We start from the raw sequence: 19,369 nt of genomic DNA, 5'->3' as shown, positions 1-19,369 counted from the left end.
CCTTCACAGCCGCGCGTTCTGCGCGGCGAAGTCCCAATTGAGCAGCTTGTCGATCACGGCCTCGACGTAGTCCGCGCGGCGGTTCTGGTAGTCGAGGTAGTAGGCGTGCTCCCACACGTCGATGGTCAGCAAGGGCTGCATGCCCTTGGTGAGCGGCAGGTCGGCGTTCGTGGTCTTGACCACGCGCAGCTTGCCGCCGTCCATCACCAGCCAGGCCCAGCCGCTGCCGAACTGGCCGGTGGCGGCGGCGGCGGCGAGCGACTTCCTGCAAGCATCGACCGAGCCGAAGGCGGCTTCGATGTGCGGCCGCAGCGCCGCCGGCGGGGCGCCGCCGCCGCCCGGGCGCAGGCTGTGCCAGTAGAAGGCATGGTTCCAGGCCTGAGCCGCGTTGTTGAAGATCGCCACCGCATCGGCGCGGTCGGCGCTCGCCGCGATGATCTTTTCCAGCGGCAGGCCAGCCAGTCCGGTGCCCGCCGCCAGCCGGTTCAGGTTGTCGATATAGGCGCGGTGATGCTTGCCGTAGTGGTAGCCCATGGTGCTGGCCGAGATCACCGGTTCCAGCGCATTCTCGGCATAGGGAAGCGGCGGCAGGACGAAGGCGGGCGCCGGCTGAGCGGCGCGCGCGCGGACAGGCATGCCACCCAGCGCCAGCCAGAGGGCCGCGCCGGCCGCCGTCCCGAGGAATGCCCGTCGACCGGGAGCTTGCTGGAGTGCCATAGGACCTCCTGGTGGGAGTAAGCGAAGGCGGGCATGCCCACGGCCAGCCGGCCGGGCGCGGGAAACAGCCGCCGGCGCGGCGCGGGGCGGCACGGCCCCGGGGCAAGGCGCGGAGCATGCGTCCGCGCAGGGACTTCCCATGCCTCGTTCTTCATCATAGCGGCGCCGGCCGCGCAGGCGGCGCTTGACCGCACGTGGCCACGCTTGACCGCGCTTGACCGCGCCGGTGCGGCGCCGGCGCCACCGCCCAGCGGTTCCCGCCACCCCGCGCGTCAAAATGCCGCACCCCCGCGCATCCGGCGGATTGGGCACGTCGGTTAGACTGCAACGCTACCCCGCACCCCACCATGACTTCCCGGCAACGCAACCACCGCACCGCTTGGCTTGGCCTGCTCGCCATGTGCCTGCTCGTGCTCGCGCCGCTGGTGAGCCAGTGGGTGGCCGCCCGCCATGCCGCGGACCCGTCCGGCTTCATCTGTTCGGCCGCCCAGCCGGAGGCGGATGGCAGCGGCCAGCACGCGCCGCTGTCGGCCTGTGGCTATTGCGACCTGCTCGCGGGCCATGCCGCGGCGCCGCCGCTGCCGGCCGCGCTGCCGGTGCTGGCGCTGGTGCTGCTGTTTGCCGCGGTCATGCTGCCGCCGCTCGCCCCGGTGCCGCTCGGCGCCTTCCCTTCGGGCCGCCCCAGGGGCCCGCCCGCCTCGCCTCGTTCCGTCCCTTTCTCTCTTTCCTGTTGAACTGCCGCTGCGCGCACGCGTTGCCGCCGCGGCCGGACGTTGACCGACGGGCGCCGCGCGGCGGGCCTGTCCACGAGGCACTTCTTCCGATGCGAACGATGTTGAACAAGGGCGCGGCCGCCCTGCGCGAGGCCGCACCCGCCTTCGCTCCCACCCTGCTCACCCTGGCCCTGATGGGCATCGGCGGCATTGCCCATGCCGCCGGCGGCGCCAACGAGATAAGCGAGGCAAACAAGGCAAACGAGACCGGCACCGATGGCAGCCGGGCCGCCGCGCCCGGCCAGGATGGCCAGGACGCGCCGAGCCTGCCGGCCGTCTCGGTGACGCAGACCCGCAGCTTCGCCGAGAAGCAGCTGCTGCCGCAGACCACCGCCGGCATCACGCGCGAGGAGGCCACCGCCACCATCAACGTGATGAACGCCGAGGACACGCTCAAGTACCTGCCCGACGTGCTGGTGCGCAAGCGCTACATCGGCGACACGCAGGCGCCGATGGCGACCCGCACCACCGGCGTCAACGCCAGCGCGCGCAGCCTGATCTACGCCGACGACGTGCTGCTGTCGACCCTCGTCAACAACAACAACGGCAACGGCTCGCCGCAGTGGTTCATGGTGGCGCCGCAGCAGATCGAGCGCGTCGACGTGATGTACGGCCCCTTCGCGGCCCAGTACCCGGGCAACTCCTACGGCGCGGTGGCGCAGATCACCACGCGCATGCCGCAGAAGTTCGAGGGCAGCATCGAGATGAATGCCGCCATCCAGCGCTTCAAGCTGTACGGCACCAGCGACACCGAGCCGTCGCAGCAATATGCCGTCACGCTGGGCGACCGCGTCGGCAAGCTGTCCTGGTGGTTCAACGCCGGCCACCTCAACAGCTTCAGCCAGCCCATCACCTTCGGCACGCTCAGCCAGTCGACCACCGTCGCCGGGCCCGGCCTGCCGGTCATCGGCGGTGCCTTCGCCGACCGCAACCGCAGCGGCGGCGCGATCCAGGTGATCGGCGCCGGCAACTTCGTGCACACGCTGCAGGACAACGCCGCGCTCAAGCTGGCCTATGACTTCACCCCCGTGCTGCGCGCCACCTATGCGCTCGGCTACTGGCAGAACAGCGCCAAGGCCGGCGCGCAGAGCTACCTCAGCACGGCCGCCGGCACCCCCTACTACGGCGCCGCGAGCGGCAACGTCAACATCGGCGGCTACAGCTACAGCGCCGGCACCATCGCCGGCCAGTTCTCCAGCAGCCATGTCGAGCAGCAGCACCTGATGCAGAGCCTGAAGGTGGAGACGCATACCCAGGGCGTGTTCGACTGGGAAGCGGTGCTCAGCAACTTCTACTACCTGCAGGACCAGAACCGCCAGTCGACCGGCCTCTACCCGGCCGCCATCGGCGGCGGCGCCGGCCGCATCACCGACATGGGCGGCACCGGCTGGACCACGCTCGACCTCAAGGGCACCTGGCGCCCGCAGGGCGTGGCCGGCGCGCACATCGCCAGCTTCGGCGCCCACTTCGACCAGTACAAGCTGAACAGCCCCACCTACAACACCGGCGACTGGCTCTCGGGCGGCGCGGGCGCGCTGTACAGCAACTCGCTGGGCAAGACCCGGACCACCGCGCTGTGGCTGCAGGACGTGTGGCGCTTCGCCCCGCGCCTGCAGGCCACGCTGGGCGGCCGCTACGAGACCTGGCGCGCCTACGACGGCTACAACTACAACCTCGGCAGCAACGGCGCCGGCGTGGCGATCCACCAGCCGGGCATCGACAAGTCCGGCTTCTCGCCCAAGGCCTCGCTGACCTGGGATGCCACCCCGATGTGGTCGCTGACCGGCTCCTTCGGCAAGGCGCTGCGCTTCCCCACCGTGGGCGAGCTGTACCAGAGCGTGCAGACGGGTGCCACCTACCTGCAGGCCAACCCCTACCTGGAGCCGGAGAGCGTTCTCGCGGGCGAGCTGGCGCTGGAGCGCCACACCGATAGCGGCAAGCTGCGCCTGTCGTTGTTCAACGAGTACGTGAGCAACGCGCTGATCTCGCAGACCTCCACCATCCCGGGCTTCGCCACGCCGGTCTCGTTCACCCAGAACGTGGGCAAGACGCGCCAGCTCGGCGTCGAACTGGCGGGCCAGCAGGACAATGTGGGCATCCGCGGCCTGACGCTGTCGGGCAACGTCACCTACGTCGACGCGACCATCCTGTCCGACCCTGGCTACGTGGCCACCACGCCGGGCGCCAGCGCGGTCGGCAAGCGCGTGCCCTACGTGCCGGCCTGGCGCGGCACGCTGGCCGCCACCTACCGGCCGGACAACCGCTGGGCCTATACGCTGGCCGCGCGCTACAGCGGCCGCGTCTACGCCACCGTCGACAACACCGACATCAATCCGGCCACCTACCAGGGTTTCCAGGGCTTCTTCGTGATGGATGCGCGCGTGAACTGCCAGATCGACCAGCACTGGAGCGCGTCGCTGGGCGTGGACAACCTCAACAACCGCAAGTATTTCCTCTACCACCCCTTCCCGCAGCGCACCTTCTACCTGGGCCTGAAGTACACCATCTGAGGTACACCATCCGAGCCCGCTCGGCCCGGGCCGGCGCGCCCCGTCCGCCGTGCCCCCCCGCGCGCGGGGCGGGCGCTTCCGGGCGCGCCCCGGCACCTGTCCCGCTCATGCAGGAACGACCCACCATGGCACCACAACCCTCCCCGTCCCGCCCCGCCACGCCGGCGGGCCCGCCATCCGCCGCGGCCTACCGCATGCTGTGGCGCTGGCACTTCTATGCCGGCCTGTTCGTCATGCCCTGGCTGATCGTGCTGGCGGTCACCGGCACGCTGTACTGCTTCCAGCCGCAGATCGAGCCGCTGCTCTATCCGGAGCTGCTGCGCGTCGCCCCCGGGCCGGCGCGGCTGCCGGCGCAGGCGCTGCTGGAGCGCGCGCGCGCCGCCGCGCCGGCGGGCGCCACGGCCACCACCTACACAGTCAACAGCGCGCCGGCGGCCAGCGCCGAGTTCGTCTTCCGCCTCGCCTCGGGCAAGAGCGAGAGCCTCTACCTGGATCCGTACACGGGCGACTACCTCGGCAGCCTGAGCGTGGAAGACCGCCTGATGAAGCAGGTGCGCCGGCTGCATCGCGCGCTGATGCTGGGCAAGCCGGGCGAACTGCTGATGGAGCTGGCGGCCTGCTGGACGCTGGTGATGATCGCCACCGGCCTGGCCATGTGGTGGCCGCACTGGCGCGAGCGCGGCGCCGCCGCCCTGCGCCTCGGCCGCGGCAGCGGCGCGCGCGGACGCTGGAAGGCACTGCACCGCTTCCTGGGCGCCTGGCTGGCGCTGGGCGCGCTCGTCTTCGTGCTCTCCGGCCTGCCCTGGACCGCCTCCTGGGGACGCCAGTTCAAGGCGCTCGCCACCGCCGCCGACCTCGGGGCGCCGCGCAAGGGCGCGCCGCCGCGCTCGCTGCCGCCCGGCGGCATGGCGGCGGCGCCCGGGGAGGCCGCCGCCATGCCGGGCCACGAAGACCATGCGGAACGTGCGGAACACGAGGGACATGGCGGCCATGGCGGCCATGGCGACCATCAAGCCGCGGCGGCCGCCCCGGCAGCAACCATGGAGTCGCTGCCGCTGGCCGACGTGCCCTGGGCGGCCGGCCTGGCGCCCGTGCCATCGGGCCAGGCGCCGCGGGTACCGTCGCCCCCCGCCGACCTCGACCGCGTCGTCGCAGCGATCGCCGCGCGCGGCATCGCCGGCGGCTACCAGCTTGTACTGCCGAATTCGCCGAGCGGCGTCTTCACCGCCTCCGTCTATCCCGCCGACCCCACCGGCGAGCGCACCCTGCATCTCGACCAGTACGGCGGCCAGGTCCTGCGCGACACCGGCTACCGCGACTACGGCCCGGTGGCCAAGGCCATCTCCTACGGCACCTCGCTGCACATGGGCCGCTACTTCGGGCTGGCCAACCAGATCCTGTGCGCGGCCATCTCGCTGGGCCTGATGGCGCTCGCCGTGAGCGGCCTGCTGATGTGGCTCAAGCGCCGGCGCGCCGGCACGCTGGGCGCGCCCGCGCTGCCGCGCGCGGTACCGCCGATGCGCGCCTGGGCCGTGGGCCTGGGCCTGCTGGGACTGGTGTTCCCGCTGATGGGCGCCACCCTGGTCGCGGTGTGGGGGCTCGACCGCCTGGTGATCGCCCGGGCCGGCAGGCAGCACGGGCCTGCGGGCACCCTGCGCGCGGACTGAGCCCCCCTGCGCGACCGGTGCGGCCGGCCCCGCCGGCGCCTGACGTCAGTCCGGCCCGGCCAGCCGGACATGGCGGAAGGGCAGCAGGCGCAGATCGAGGCTGGCCGGTCCCGGCGCGTCGACGTCGATGATGGCGGCGCAGCGTGGCAGGAAGGCCGCGCGGAAGTGGTTCTTGGCCTTGACGCACAGCAGGCGCAAGGCGTCGAGGTCGATGCCGTGCAAGGCGAAGAAGGCCGGGTCGTTGGCCGGCGCCACCGCCTCTGTCACGATCACCCGGACGTCGTGCTGTCCCAGCACCGTCAGCAGGGCGGTGCGGCCGCAGCGCGTGACCCTGCCCGTTTCCATCGGCCCGCTGTTGACGAAGACGCCATCGGTCAGCCGCTCCACCCGCACCTTCACCGCCACCGGCGCGCCGAAACGGTCCGACCAGCGTGCCCCGAGGGCCAGCGCGCAGACGCCGCCCACGCCGACCTCGTGCGCCAGGCGCACGGCCGGCACATCGGCAAAGCTGGCAAACACGGTGGGCACCGACGGCCGCGCTTGCAGCAAGGCCGCGAACAGCCCCGGCGTATCGCAGGCGCCGCCCGACAGCGGGTTGTCGCCCGGATCGGTGACCGCCACCAGCCCCGGCGTGCGCGCGGCGATCGCCAGGGCCTGCGCCAGCCCCTGCGCCGGCGCCGGCAAGCTGGCCGCGAACGCCGGCGCGTGCTCGCGCAGCGCCGCCAGCAGGATCTCGCAGGCGCGCCGGGCCGCTGCGCCCCCGCCATCGGCGCGGGCATCGCTGACGACGACCACGGCGGCCCCGGTATCCGGCGTGTCGGCATAGGGGAAGCCGCCGAACACGGATGCCTCGAGGATGGCGGCGCCGGCCTGGGCCGCGGCCAGTTCCTGCAGGGTGCGCATGGGCCCCGCGTCCGTGCGCATATTGAAGCTCGGCAGGACCAGTCCCGGCCTGGCCACGGTGACGCGGCTGCGCCGCCCGCGCTCGACGATATCGCTCAGCCCCTGCAGCACCCGCTGCGCCGCCTCGCGCATGTCGATGTGCGGATAGGTCTTGTAGCCGCTGGCATAGTCGAGCAGCGGGCCCAGTTGCGGGCTGAGGTTGGCATGCAGGTCGAAGCTGGCGCCCAGGGGCACGCCGGGCAGCGCCTCGCGCACGGCCCGCACGAACTCCAGGTCCGGCGCCTGGCGCCGGCTGGTGATGGCCGCGCCGTGCAGCGACAGATAGACCGCGTCCCACGGGCCCTGCGCGCGCAGGGCCGCCATCACTTCGTCGAAGAAGGCGCGATAGACGGCGTCGTCGATCGGCCCCCCCGGCACGGCCGAGGCACAGCGCAGCACCACCACCTGCCAGTCAGGCCGGTCCTCGGCGAAAGCGGCCACGGCGCCCAGTTCCGTCGCCGTCCCGCGCGCCGCGTCCAGCGCGCTGTCCCCGGCCGCCCATTCGCGCCGGTCGAAATCCGCCTGCCGGCACGGCAGGGGGCTGAAGGCATTGCCTTCGTACCAGAACCTGGCCACGGCCAGGCGGCGGCGTTTTTCCTGCGGCATGATCGGCTCCCCTGGACGCTCACTCGGGCTGGATGCCGGCGCCTTCGACGATCTTCCGGTACTTGTCCTGCTCGGCCTGCAGGTGGCGCGCCAGCGCCTCGGGCGGGCCGCCGACCGGCTGCGCCGCCAGGTCCGCCAGGCGCCGCTGCATGCGCGCATCGCGCAGCACCCGCTCGGCCGCCGCATTGAGTGCGGCCACCACCGGCGCCGGCGTCCCGGCCGGCGCCATCAGCACGAACCACGAAGTCTGCTCGAAGCCGGGCAAGGTCGCCGCGACGGGCGGCACGCCCGGTGCCGCCGGCACCGCGGCCCGGCTGGTCACGCCCAGCGCCACCAGCTGGCCGGAGCGGATCAGCGGCAGCGCGGTCGGCAGGTTGTCGGCGGACAGTTCGATCTGTCCGCCCAGCAGGTCGCCAGTGGCCTGGCTCGCGCCCTTGTACGGGACATGGGCGATCTCCACCCCGCCCATGCGCTTGACCATTTCCAGCGCCAGGTGGCCGGAGCTGCCGATGCCGGGAGAGCCCCAGTGCAAAGCGCCGGGCCGGGCCCGCGCCACCCGCAGCAGCGCATCCATGCTGTCCAGGCCGGAACCGGGCCGGGTCAGCACGACGTTCGGCACATCCGCCAGCCAGGCCACCGGAACGAAGTCCTTGCGCGGGTCATAGCCGACGTGCTTGTAGACCAGGGCATTGATGACCTGCGTGCCGGGCGTGCCCAGCAGCAAGGTATAGCCGTCCGGCGCGGCCCGCGCGACCTCGGCCGCGCCGAGGCTGCCGCCGGCGCCGGCCTTGTTGGCCACCACCACGCTCTGGCCCAGCTGCTGGCGCAGCCCTTCCGCGACCAGGCGCCCCAGCAGGTCCGTGGTGCCCCCGGCGGCGAACGGCACCACCAGCCGCAACGGGCGCTCGGGCCAGGCCGGCGGCGGTGCGGCGCCCGCCGACAACGGCAACGCTGACGCAAGCAGCGCCACCTGCAGCGGCCGCGCCAGCGCGCGCCCCAGTCGGGCGCCGACCGCGAGGCAGCGCAGAAGCTTCGATCCAGGCATGGCAAGTCTCCAGCAATCCCAAGGTTGGAAGGGGAAGGGCAGAAAGGGGGAAAGGGTGCTGCGCATTCTGATGATGCGCATGGCCTGCCGCCCCCAGAAAGACCATTTGATCTATTTACACACAAAATATACCATTTGATCTTTCCGCGAGTCCAGCCGCCTCCCCTTTCCGCCACCGCCACCGCCACCGCCACCGCCATGACCCACATCATCCACCGCAATCCCCGCTCGCCCCTGCCGCTGGCCGCGTACGGCGACGGGGCCTATATCGTCGACCGCGACGGCAAGCGCTACTTCGACGCCTCCGGCGGCGCCGCCGTGTCCTGCCTGGGCCACGCCCACGCCGAAGTGCGCGCCGCCGTGCGGGAACAGATGGACCGGCTCGAATATGCCCACACCAGCTTCTTCACCACCGAGGCGGCCGAGTCCCTCGCCGCGCTGCTGGCCGAGCGCAGCCCGCCCGGGCTGGGCAACGCCTACTTCGTCGCGGGCGGCTCCGAGGCGATCGAGACCGCGCTCAAGCTGGCCCGCCAATACCATGTCGAGCGGGGCGAGCCGCAGCGCTACCGCTACATCGCCCGGCGCCAGAGCTACCACGGCAACACGCTGGCGGCGCTGGCGATCGGCGGCAATGCCGCGCGGCGCGCCTGGTACGAACCCGTGCTGATCGAGAGCCATCATGTCTCGCCCTGCTTCCCCTTCCGCCACCGGCAGCCCGGCGAGACCGACGCCGCCTACGGGGACCGCCTGGGCGCGGAGCTGGAGGCCACGCTGCAGCGCCTCGGCCCGCACACGGTGGCGGCTTTCGTGGCGGAAACGGTGGTGGGCGCCACGGCGGGTGCCGTGGCGGCGGTGCCCGGGTACTTCCGCAAGATCCGCCAGGTGTGCGATCGCCACGGCGTGCTGTTGCTGCTGGACGAGGTGATGTGCGGGCTGGGCCGGACCGGCAGCTATCACGCCTTCGAGCAGGAAGGCGTGCAGCCCGACCTCCTCACGCTGGCCAAGGGCCTGGGTGGCGGCTACCAGCCGATCGGTGCGGTGCTGGCGCACGACCGCGTGGTCGAGGCCATCCGGGCGGGCTCCGGTGCCTTCCAGCACGGCTTCACCTATGTGGGGCATCCGGTCGCCTGCGCGGCCGCGCTGGCGGTGCAGCGCATCGTCGCGCGCGACGGCCTGGTGGAACGGGTGGCCAGGCTGGGCGACACGCTCGGCGCGCTGCTGGCGCGGCAATTCGACGGCCATCCGCATGTGGCGGACGTGCGCGGCCGCGGGCTGTTCTGGGCCGTGGAACTGGTGCGCGAGCGCCACGGCGCCACGCCCTTCGCGCCGGCGCTGCGGCTGCATGCCGCGGTCAAGCACCAGGCGCAGCAGCTCGGCCTGCTGTGCTATCCGGGCGGCGGCACCATCGATGGCGAACACGGCGACCACGTGCTGCTGGCACCGCCCTATCTCAGCAGCCCGGAACAGCTGGAACAGGCCGTCGCCACGCTGGCGCGCGCCATCGACCTGGCCGTGGCCGGGGCGCTGGCGCCGCGCGATCGGCCATAATCTGCCGCGACAGCCACGGAGCCCTGATGGAAAAGGCCGACATCGACCAACGGATCGAACAGCAGTTCGCTCAACTCCCCCCCAAGCTGCAGCAGGCGGCGCGCCATGCCATCGACCATCCCCAGGACATCGCCCTGTTGTCGATGCGCGCGGTGGCGGCCAAGGCCGCGCTGCAGTCGGGCGTCATGCTGCGGCTGGCGCGCCAGCTGGGATTCGACAGCTACGAGGCGTTCCGCGAGCCCTACCGCCGCTGGCTGGCCGCCGGCGAGCCCGGCTTCTCGCGCCGCGCCACCGCGCTGCGGGCGCAGGCGCGCGACGACAGCGATGCCGGCCTGCTGGCACAGCTGCTCGAAGCCGAGGCCGGCAACCTCGAGCAGACCCTGGGCGCCGCGGCGCTGCCCGCGCTGAAGCGCGCGCACGCGGCGCTGGCGCGCGCTCGCCGTATCTACGTGCTGGGACTGCGCAGCCTGTATCCGGTGGCCTACTACTTCAGCTACGCCTGCGGCATGTGCCTGGACAACGTCACCCTGCTGTCAGGCGTGGGCGGCACGCTGGCCGACGAACTGCGGCGGATCGGCCCCGACGATGCGCTGGCCGCGTTCAGCTTCGCGCCCTATGCGCAGGCCGCCGTGACGGCGGTCGAGTTCGCCCGCGAACGGGGCGCGCAAGTGGTCGCCATCACCGACAGCCCGGTCTCGCCGATCGCGCCCGGCACCGCCGCGCTGGTCCTGGCCGCCACCGCCACGCCATCGCTGCTGCCCTCCGTGGTGCCCGCCCTCGCGGTGGCGCAGACGCTGGCGGCCTTGCTGGTCAAGCATAGCGGCGCGGCCGGCACGCGCGCCATCGCCGACAGCGAGGCGCAGCTGGAACGCTTCCACGTCTATGCAGCGGGCCGGCGGCCCGCCTGACGCGACCGTCGCCCTACCCGTCCGGGCGCGGGGAGCGCCGCGGCGCCGGCTGGTGTTGAACCTGGGACCGGAAGCCGGAAAGCCTGAAAGCCGGCGCCCGGAGCCTAGGTCCTGGGGCCTAGGTCCTAGGTCCTAGAGCATCGAAGCCGGAGCCGATGCCGGCGTCCCCGCCGGCGCCGGCATGGTGGCGCCCGCGCCAGGCGGCGGTGCGGTGGTCACGGCAGGCGGCGCCTGGGGCGGCGCGGCGGCGGCGGCACTTGCCGCGATGGCACCGGCCGCCGGGCCCGGCTGGCCGGCATCGGTGGCCGCGGCATCGGATGCCGGCGCCGGCGCCGGCCCGGCAACGGGCGCCGAAGCGGCCTCGCTGGCGGCCTGGACCGGCGTTTCGGCCGGCGCGCTGCGCGCTGGCCGCGCCGCGCGTGGCGCGGCTGCCTCGGGCGCCGGGGCCGGCGCGAACAGCTGGCGCAGGCGCTCGCGCAGCTTGGCGAACCAGGCGCCGAACAAGCCGGGCTCCTGCTCCTCGGGGAAGCGCACGCGGGCGTCGACCAGGCGCGTGCGCAACGCGCGCTGGAAGACATCGCCGACGATGGGCAGCGCGCTGTGCGCTCCCTGCCCCCAGTAGTCGCTGCGCAGCGTCACGCGGCTGTCGTTGAAGCCGACCCAGGCCCCCGCCACCAGTTCCGGATGCATCAGGATGAACCAGCCGTCGGCATTGTCCTGCGTGGTGCCGGTCTTGCCGGCCACGTCGGCACGGATGCCGAAGCGCGTACGGATGGCGGTACCGGTGCCACGGTCGACCACGCCGCGCATGACGTCGAGCAGGGTCTGCGTGGCATCGAAGGACAGCGCCCGCTCCGCGCGCGCCGGCTGGAATTCGGCCAGCACCTCGCCCTTGGCGTCCTCGATGCGGGTCACCATCATCGGCGCGATGTACTCGCCGCCGTCGGCGATGGTGGCATAGGCCGACACCATCTCCTTGAGGCTCACCGGACTGGTGCCCAGCGCCAGCGACGGCACCGCTTCCAGCGGGCTCTGGCGCACGCCCATGGCGCGCGCCAGCCGCGCCACCCGGTCGGGGCCGACGCTCTGCATCAATTGCGCGGTGATGCGGTTGCGCGACTGCGCCAGGGCATCGCGCAGGGAGATCGGCATGCCGGTGGGCGGCGACTCGTCGCTCGGGCTCCAGACCTCGCCGCCGGGCATGGGGATGGACACCGCCTGGTCGGGATAGGTGTCCTCCGGCCGCGCGCCCTGGGCGAAGGCTGCGCCGTAGACGAAGGGCTTGAAGGTGGAGCCGGGCTGGCGCCGCGCCTGCTGGACATGGTCGAAGGCGTCGAGGGCGAAGTCGCGGCTGCCCACCCAGGCCTTGATGGCGCCGTCGCGCGGATCGATGGCGATGAAGCCGGCCTGGATCATGGTCTTCTGCTGGCGCAGGTCCTGCATGAAGGCGCGGTCGGCCAGCAGGTGCTTGAGCGCATCGTCGGCGCTGGCGCCGGCATCGCGCGCGGCGCGGTACTGCGGCGTCTCGCGCACGAAGGCGCGCACCAGCTCCTGCTCGGGACGCCAGCCGGTGCGGCCGTTCCAGGCCGCGTCGGCGATGCCTTGCAGCTGGCGCGTCTGGCGCGCCAGCGCCTGGTTGGCGAAGGCCTGCAGGCGCGAGTCGATGGTGGTGCGCACCACCAGGCCGTCGGTGTAGATGTTGTAGTCGTTGCGGTCGGCCCAGCCGATCAGCCACTTGCGCAGCTGCTGGGCGAAATGGGGCGCCGGGCCGGGCTCCTCGTCCTGGCGCTCGAAGTCGATGCGCAGCGGGCGCTTCTGCAGTTGCGCATACCTGGCCGGGTCCAGCACGCCGCGCTTGACCATCTGCGCCAGCACCGTGTTGCGCCGCTGCAGCGAGCGCTCGGGGTTGATCACCGGGTTGTAGTAGCTGTTGCCCTTGAGCATGCCGATCAGCGTGGCGCTCTCCAGCACGTCGAGCTTGTCGGCCGACTTGCCGAAATAGGTGCGCGCCGCCATCTCGATGCCGAAGGCGTTGTACAGGAAGGGGACCGTGTTCAGGTAGGTCTCGAGGATCTCGTTCTTGCTGTACAGCGCCTCGATCTTGAGCGCGGTGATGGCTTCCTTGAGCTTGCGCGTCAGCGTCGGCGCGCGCCCGATCTCGTCCGGATAGAGATTGCGGGCCAGCTGCTGGGTGATGGTGGAGCCACCCTGGCGGTCGCCCGAGGCGGTGCGCAGGGCGGCCGAGGCGAGGCGGCGCCAGTCGATGCCGTGGTGCTGGTAGAAGCGGTGGTCCTCGGTGGCGACCAGGGCCTTGACCACCTCGGGCGAGATCTCGTCGAGCGGCACCCATTCGCGGTTGGCCCACTTGAACAGCGCCAGCTCCTTGCCATCCGCCGACAGGATCTGCGCGGGCCGGTCCTGCTTGGCCTTGCGGATGTCGCTGATGCCCGGCGTGAACGGGATCAGCACCAGCACATAGAGCAGGAACAGCGCCGGCACGGCGGCGATGCCCAGGGCCAGTTCACGGCGGGTGGGACGCCGCAGGCGCTGCAGCCGGGCGGCGAAAAAGGTCTTGATCTGGGCCGGAGTCATGGCACTGGCGCCGCCGAACCTGGATGCCGGGCGGCACCCCGTGCGGCGCCGGGTAGCGGAAAACCCTGAATGCTACCAAAACCGACCGTGCTGGCGGGCCGCCGCCGTGCCGGTGGCGCCCGCGCCGCCCGCTCTGTCGCCCAAGCGCCACGCCAGCGCCGCTTGCGGCGCCCGCGGCCGGTAAAACGCTTGACCCGGCGCGCAGCCTTCCCGGCTTGCCGGCGACCCGGCTCCCAGGCGCCGGGCCGGAACGCCTCAGGCCGCCGGCGCCGCGCCGCCGCCCTGGGTCACCAGCATCGCCATCGCTTCGCCGTCTCCCGTGCGCGCGCCTTCGCGGCGCAGCCCGGCCACCACGCCGGCCCGGTCGGCTTCGCCACGGTTCTGGCTGACCTTCCACTTGCCTTCGAGGCTGTCGATGGGAATCTCCAGGCCGATGATGGCGCGCATCGTGGCTTCGATGAAATCCTGCGGAGCATCGCCGACCTGCCACGGCGCCTCGCGCCCGGCCTCCTGCTGGCCGGTCAGCGCCTCGATCTGGGCGCGCAGCCAGGCGGCGTCCTCGATCACGCGCGGCGTGCCGCGTGCCTGCACCGTGGCGTAGTTCCAGGTCGGCACCACCTTGCCGTGCTCGGCCTTGGACGGATACCAGGCCGGACTGACATAGGCATCCGGCCCCTGGAAGATCACCAGCGCCGGCCCGCCCTCACGCAGCGCGGCGAGCTGCCCGTTGGCGCGGGCCAGGTGTGCGCGCAGCACCCAGGCACCGTCCACCTCGGCCAGCAGGAAGGGCAGCAGGTTGGCCTCCAGCCCCTGGCTGCCCGCCGTCACCAGGGTGGCGAGCGGATGGGCGCGCATCAGCGCGTGCAGGATCTCGGGGCGGTCCTCGCGGAACATGGCCGGGCGGTACATAAGGCACTCCTGTGGGGTGGAATCGTCTCGGGCGGGCCGCTCCGGCCCTGCCGCAGACGCCATTCTCGCGCAGAAGTGGCCTATATTTGAGGTCCATTTACACCACCGGATGTGGACCACTTTCCAATGCCCAGGCAACGCACCACCCTCGACCTGCCGGCGCTGGGCGCCCTCGACCGCAACGCCGGCCGCGTCGGCCAGCAACTGGCCCGCCTGCTGCGCGAGGCCATCGCCCGGGGCGCGCTCCAGGCCGGCGAACGCCTGCCCTCGACCCGCGCGCTGGCGGCCGGGCTGGGCATCGCGCGCGGCACGGTCACCGAGGTGTTCGAGCAGCTCGCGGCGGAAGGCTACCTGGAAGCGCGCGTCGGCGCCGGCACGCGCGTGGCGCGGCTGCTGGCCGGCCATGCGGCCGACGCCGTCCCGCCACAGCCGGCGCGCGCGCCGGCCGCCGCACCGCTTGCGGGGGCGCGGGCGCAACGCTACGCCGCCATCGCGCGCGCCCTGGCACCGCTGCCGCCGGCGCCCTTCGCCATCGGCACGCCGGACGCGGCCGCCGCGCCGGACGAGGGCTGGCGGCGCCTGAGCCGGCGCGTGCGCGCGCTCGAGGGCGGAGCGGCCGGCTATGGCGACCCGCGCGGCGTGGCGGCCTTGCGCCAGGCCATCGCCGAACATGTGCGCAAGGCGCGCGCGGTCGCCTGCGCACCGGAGCAGGTCATCGTCACCGCCGGCACCCAGCAGGGACTCTACCTGGCGGCACGGGTGCTGCTGGAACCCGGCGACACGGTGCGGGCCGAGGATCCGGCCTACCCTGGCCTGAGCGCGGTGCTGGACGATGCCGGCGTGCGCGTGCACCGCGCCGCGCTCGACGACGGCGGCCTCGACGTCGCGCGCGCCGCCGCCGACTGCCCGGCGGCCCGCGCGGCCTTCGTCACGCCCTCGCACCAGTATCCGCTCGGCATGCCGATGAGCATGCCGCGCCGGCTCGCCCTGCTGGCCTGGGCGCGCGAGCAGGAAGCCTGGATCGTCGAGGACGACTACGACAGCGAGCTGCGCTACGCCGGCCATCCCTTTCCTTCGCTGCAGGGCCTGGATCCGTCCCGCGTGATCTATCTCGGCACCTTCAGCAAGGTGCTCTTTCCCGCGCTGCGGCTCGGCTATGCCATCGTGCCACCGCCGCTGGCCGATGCCTTCGCCGGCGCGCGCACCATCCTCGACCGGCACGCTCCCACGGCCGACCAGCACGTGGTGGCCGCCTACCTGCGCGAGGGCGCGTTCGACCTGCACCTGCGCCGCATCCGCGCGCTCTATGGCGAGCGCCGGGCGGCGCTGGTGCGCGCCATCGGCGACCAGCTCGGCGGGCTGGCCACGCTGCAGCCCAGCGACCAGGGCATGCACCTGTTGCTGTGGCTGCCGCACGGCCGCGACGACGTCGCCGTCGCCAGCCGCGCGCTGGCGGCCGGCGTGGCCGTGCGGCCGGTCTCGCCGATGTACGGCAGCCGGCCGGGGCGGCCCGGCCTGGTGCTGGGCTTCGGCGGCTTCCCCGCCGAAGCGCTGGAAGCGGGCGTACGCAAGCTGCGCGCCGTGCTCGAACAGCCAGGCTGAGCGGCGCCGCCCAGGCCGCGCTCAGCGCGCGAAGGTCTCCACCACCAGTTGCCGCAGCCACTGGTTGCCGGGCTCGCGATGGTTCTTGGCGTGCCACAGCACATGGATGGCGATGTCGGGAATGCGCACCGGGCAAGGCGCCGTCTGCAGGCCGAACGGCGCCAGCGTGCGCTGCGCGTAGGCCTCCGGCACCACCGCGATCAGGTCGGTGGTCTGCAGGATGTGCCCGACCGCGACGAAATGCGGCACGCGCAGCCGCACGTGGCGCGCCACGCCGGCGCGCTGGATGGCCTGGTCGACCATGCCGTGGCCGGTGCCCTCGGCCACGATGGAGACGTGCTCGGCGGCGCGGAAGGCCGCCAGCGTGATGCCGCCGGCCTCGAGCGGATGTCCCTGGCGGAACAGGCAGACATAGCGCTGGCGGAACAGGCGGCGCTGGAAGAAGCCGCTCTGCAGGTCGGGCAGGAAGCCGATCGCCAGGTCGACCCGGCCGCTCTCCATCTCGCCCTGCAGCGTGTCGCCCTGGTTGCGCACCGTGCTGAGGGTCACGCCCGGCGCCACCTCGCCGAGTTTCTGCATCAGGGCCGGCAGGAAATAGATCTCGCCGATATCGGTCATGGCCACGGTGAAGGCGCGCTGGCTCGCCGCCGGCTCGAAGCCGGCGCTGGCATTGAGCGTGTGGTGGATGGCATCGAGCGACTCACCGATCGGGCTGGCCAGGCGCTCGGCCAGCGGCGTCGGGATCATGCCCTTGGCGGTACGCAGGAACAGCTCGTCGCCGAGCAGGCGGCGCAGGCGGTTCAGCGCATTGCTGACGGCCGGCTGCGACATGCCCAGCGCCTGCGCCACCGCCGACACGCGGCGCCGGCGCAGCAGTTCGTGGAATACCACCAGCAGGTTCAGGTCGACATCCTGCAGTTCCATGCTGCCCTCCTTCAGGTTGCCGGCGGTTGTCGGCGGTGCCCGGCGGTGCCCGGCGGCTTCGCATTATCACTCCTGGTGATATGACGTATCAATGATCTTCGATTTATTTATATCCCAGGGCGCGGCACCATAGCGACACATAGCGACACATAGCAACGCATCGCGGCACGTCACGGCATGTGGCTGTGCCCGGTGGCGCACGGCGGCAAGCGCCGGCGCGGCAGCCCCCACCCAAGACCAGACCGGAGACACTGGCATGCGATTGACCCTGCAGCCCCTGCAGCGCGCCCTCGAGGTTCCCGCCGGGACCAACCTGCTCGAGGCCCTGCGCGCCCACGAGATCCCCGTTTCCTATAGCTGCATGGCCGGCCGCTGCGGCACCTGCCGCTGCCGCCTCGCCGCCGGCAAGGTGCGCGTGGCCGATGGCGCCGGCGCGGCGGCCGAGATATGCGCCGGACAGCAGATCCTGGCCTGCCAGGCCACCCTGGTCGAAGACTGCGCCGTCGAGCTGCCCGAGATCGACGAGGTGGTGGTCCACCCTGCCCGCCTGCTCAAGGCCACGGTGACGGCCATCGAGGCACTGACGCACGACATCAGGCGGCTGCGCCTGCGGCTGAACAAACCCTTCGCCTTCTCGCCGGGCCAGTACGCCATGCTGCAGTTCACCCCGCAGCACGCGCGCCCCTACTCGATGGCGGTCACGCCGAACCCGGATGAGATCGAGTTCCACGTGCGCCTGGTGCCCGGCGGCCGCGTCACCGCCTACATCGCCGGCGCGCTGAAGGTGGGCGACGCGGTGCGCGTCGGCGGGCCGCTCGGCACCGCCTACCTGCGCCGCAAGACCACCGGCCCGATCCTGTGCGTGGCCGGCGGCACCGGCCTGGCGCCGGTGCTGTCCATCCTGCGCGGCATGGCCGAGGCCGGCATGGACAACGATGTCCACGTCTACTTCGGCGCGCGCTCGCAACGCGATGTCTACGGCCAGCCATGGCTGCAGGCGCTGCGGCGCGAACTGCCCGGCCTGGCCTGCCACGTGGTGGTCGCCGACGGCGCGCCGGCACCCGGCGACGGCTATCGCGGCGGCCTGGTCACGCAGGCCGTCGACGACGACTGGCCGGCGCTGCCGGGCTGGACCGCCTATCTCGCCGGTGCGCCCGCGATGGTCGAGGCGGCCAGCGCGCTGCTGCAGCGCAAGGGGGTGGCGCCGGCCAGCATCCACGCCGACGCCTTCCACGCCAGCGGCGACTGAACGCCCGGGGCCGGGGCCCGCCCGCCGCGTGTCCCGTTCCCGTTTGCCTTGTTCCCCTTCCCTTTCGCGATCCCGCCCGCACGCCTTGCCATGACGCGGGCCGACCACAGGAGACACACATGAACGAAGCCCCGCTGCGCTTCCACCCGCCCGCCTGGGAAGGCGACGGCTCCAGCCGCGTGCCCTTCCAGGCCTACACGGACGAGGCCATCCACCAGCGCGAACTGGAGCGCTTCTTCTATGCCGGCCACTGGTGCTACGTGGCGCTGGAGGCCGAGATTCCCCATCCGGGCGACTTCAAGCGCACCGTCGTCGGCGAGCGCTCGGTCATCGTCACGCGCGCTGCCGACGGCGAAATCCACGTGGTGGAAAACGTCTGCGCCCACCGCGGCGTGCGCTTCTGCCGCGAGCGCTTCGGCAACCGCAAGGATTTCACCTGCCCCTACCACCAGTGGAACTACGACCTCAAGGGCAACCTGGTCGGCGTGCCGTTCCGCCGCGGCGTCAAGCTCGACGGCAAGGTCAACGGCGGCATGCCGGCCGACTTCGACCCCAAGGAGCACGGCCTGACCCGGCTCAAGGTGGCGACGCGCCACGGCGTGGTGTTCGCCTCCTTCGACCACACGGTACCGCCGCTGGAGGACTACCTCGGCCCCACCATGCTGCACTACTTCGACCGCGTCTTCGACGGCCGCGCGCTCACCATCCTCGGCTACAGCCGGCAGCGCATTCCCGGCAACTGGAAGCTGATGCAGGAGAACATCAAGGACCCCTACCATCCCGGCCTGCTGCATACCTGGTTCGTCACCTTCGGCCTGTGGCGCGCCGACAACCGCTCCGCGCTGAAGATGGACGGGCACGGCCGCCACGCCGCCATGATCTCCACGCGCGGCAGCGGCGGCCAGGGCGAAGTGACCAGCGGCGTGTCCAGCTTCAAGGACCAGATGCGGCTGCATGACGACCGCTTCCTCGACGTGGTGCAGGAGGACTGGTGGGGCGGCCCCACCGCGGTGATGATGACGCTGTTTCCCAGCGTCATCCTCCAGCAGCAGGTCAATTCGGTCTCGACCCGCCACATCCAGCCCGACGGGCACGGCTCCTTCGACTTCGTCTGGACCCACTTCGGCTTTGCCGGCGACGACGAGGCCATGACGCGCCGCCGCCTGCGCCAGGCCAACCTGTTCGGCCCGGCCGGCTTCGTCTCCGCCGACGACGGCGAGGTGATCGAGTTCTCGCAGGAAGGCTTCGCGCAGAAGCCCTGGCACCGCACCGTCGCCGAACTGGGCGGGCGCGACAGCGCCGAGGCCGACCACATGGTCACCGAAACCCTGATCCGTTCCATGTACGCCTACTGGCGCCGCGTGATGGAGGCCTGAG

Annotated in this window: 14 protein-coding genes; 8 read left to right on the top strand and 6 right to left on the bottom strand. The window is 72.3% G+C overall.

Translation table 11 applies throughout. The features are described 5' to 3' along the window. Positions 1-3: 3 nt before the first annotated feature. Positions 4-636: a superoxide dismutase gene (locus tag BKK80_RS25220; RefSeq protein WP_071071761.1), complete on the bottom strand. Its 633-nt coding sequence runs from the start codon at positions 634-636 to the stop codon at positions 4-6. A 428-nt stretch (positions 637-1,064) separates the two neighbouring features. Here BKK80_RS25220 and BKK80_RS25215 point away from each other — a divergent pair, with 428 nt between their 5' ends. The 3 genes from BKK80_RS25215 (at position 1,065) to BKK80_RS25205 (ending at position 5,667) form a co-directional block, all read left to right on the top strand. Continuing rightward, positions 1,065-1,451: a DUF2946 domain-containing protein gene (locus BKK80_RS25215; RefSeq protein WP_071021039.1), complete on the top strand. Its 387-nt coding sequence runs from the start codon at positions 1,065-1,067 to the stop codon at positions 1,449-1,451. Positions 1,452-1,540: 89 nt separating this feature from the next. Then, positions 1,541-4,000, top strand: a complete 2,460-nt coding sequence (locus BKK80_RS25210) for a TonB-dependent receptor (RefSeq protein ID WP_071071759.1) — start codon at positions 1,541-1,543, stop codon at positions 3,998-4,000. Between the two features lie 125 nt (positions 4,001-4,125). Continuing rightward, entirely contained in the window at positions 4,126-5,667 is a 1,542-nt protein-coding gene (locus tag BKK80_RS25205) for a PepSY-associated TM helix domain-containing protein (RefSeq protein ID WP_157903336.1), read from the top strand. Between the two features lie 45 nt (positions 5,668-5,712). On the opposite strand, the gene BKK80_RS25200 is transcribed toward BKK80_RS25205, so the two are convergent. Together BKK80_RS25200 and BKK80_RS25195 are read right to left on the bottom strand one after the other, a co-directional pair. Continuing rightward, entirely contained in the window at positions 5,713-7,215 is a 1,503-nt protein-coding gene (locus BKK80_RS25200) for a M81 family metallopeptidase (RefSeq protein WP_071071755.1), read from the bottom strand. Positions 7,216-7,234: 19 nt separating this feature from the next. Then, complete coding sequence (locus BKK80_RS25195; RefSeq protein WP_084545747.1) at positions 7,235-8,260, bottom strand: Bug family tripartite tricarboxylate transporter substrate binding protein; 1,026 nt, start codon at positions 8,258-8,260, stop codon at positions 7,235-7,237. A gap of 198 nt (positions 8,261-8,458) precedes the next feature. Here BKK80_RS25195 and BKK80_RS25190 point away from each other — a divergent pair, with 198 nt between their 5' ends. Both BKK80_RS25190 and BKK80_RS25185 read left to right on the top strand, forming a co-directional pair. Continuing rightward, the gene (locus BKK80_RS25190) at positions 8,459-9,808 is read left to right on the top strand and encodes an aspartate aminotransferase family protein (protein WP_071021050.1); all 1,350 of its coding nucleotides are present in this window, start codon (positions 8,459-8,461) and stop codon (positions 9,806-9,808) included. A gap of 26 nt (positions 9,809-9,834) precedes the next feature. Further along, a complete protein-coding gene (locus BKK80_RS25185; protein ID WP_071071753.1) occupies positions 9,835-10,716 on the top strand; it encodes a MurR/RpiR family transcriptional regulator in 882 nt (293 codons plus the stop codon). A gap of 132 nt (positions 10,717-10,848) precedes the next feature. Here BKK80_RS25185 and BKK80_RS25180 read toward each other — a convergent pair whose 3' ends face one another. Both BKK80_RS25180 and BKK80_RS25175 read right to left on the bottom strand, forming a co-directional pair. Next, the gene (locus BKK80_RS25180; RefSeq protein WP_071071751.1) at positions 10,849-13,308 is read right to left on the bottom strand and encodes a penicillin-binding protein 1A; all 2,460 of its coding nucleotides are present in this window, start codon (positions 13,306-13,308) and stop codon (positions 10,849-10,851) included. Positions 13,309-13,563: 255 nt separating this feature from the next. Next, on the bottom strand, positions 13,564-14,217 hold the full coding sequence (locus BKK80_RS25175; RefSeq protein WP_071039741.1) for an FMN-binding negative transcriptional regulator: 654 nt from the start codon (positions 14,215-14,217) through the stop codon (positions 13,564-13,566). 126 nt (positions 14,218-14,343) lie between these two features. Here BKK80_RS25175 and pdxR point away from each other — a divergent pair, with 126 nt between their 5' ends. After that, a complete protein-coding gene (pdxR, locus tag BKK80_RS25170; RefSeq protein WP_071071750.1) occupies positions 14,344-15,819 on the top strand; it encodes a MocR-like pyridoxine biosynthesis transcription factor PdxR in 1,476 nt (491 codons plus the stop codon). A gap of 21 nt (positions 15,820-15,840) precedes the next feature. Here pdxR and BKK80_RS25165 read toward each other — a convergent pair whose 3' ends face one another. After that, a complete protein-coding gene (locus BKK80_RS25165; RefSeq protein ID WP_071039739.1) occupies positions 15,841-16,743 on the bottom strand; it encodes a LysR family transcriptional regulator in 903 nt (300 codons plus the stop codon). A gap of 256 nt (positions 16,744-16,999) precedes the next feature. Between BKK80_RS25165 and BKK80_RS25160 the strand changes: the two genes are divergently transcribed. Both BKK80_RS25160 and BKK80_RS25155 read left to right on the top strand, forming a co-directional pair. After that, positions 17,000-17,992, top strand: a complete 993-nt coding sequence (locus BKK80_RS25160) for an FAD-binding oxidoreductase (protein ID WP_071039738.1) — start codon at positions 17,000-17,002, stop codon at positions 17,990-17,992. Positions 17,993-18,111: 119 nt separating this feature from the next. Further along, positions 18,112-19,368, top strand: a complete 1,257-nt coding sequence (locus tag BKK80_RS25155) for an aromatic ring-hydroxylating dioxygenase subunit alpha (protein ID WP_071021070.1) — start codon at positions 18,112-18,114, stop codon at positions 19,366-19,368. Position 19,369 lies beyond the last annotated feature (1 nt).

The organism is Cupriavidus malaysiensis, from assembly GCF_001854325.1.
GTDB lineage: Bacteria > Pseudomonadota > Gammaproteobacteria > Burkholderiales > Burkholderiaceae > Cupriavidus > Cupriavidus malaysiensis.
This window is presented reverse-complemented; position numbering and strand designations above follow the sequence as displayed.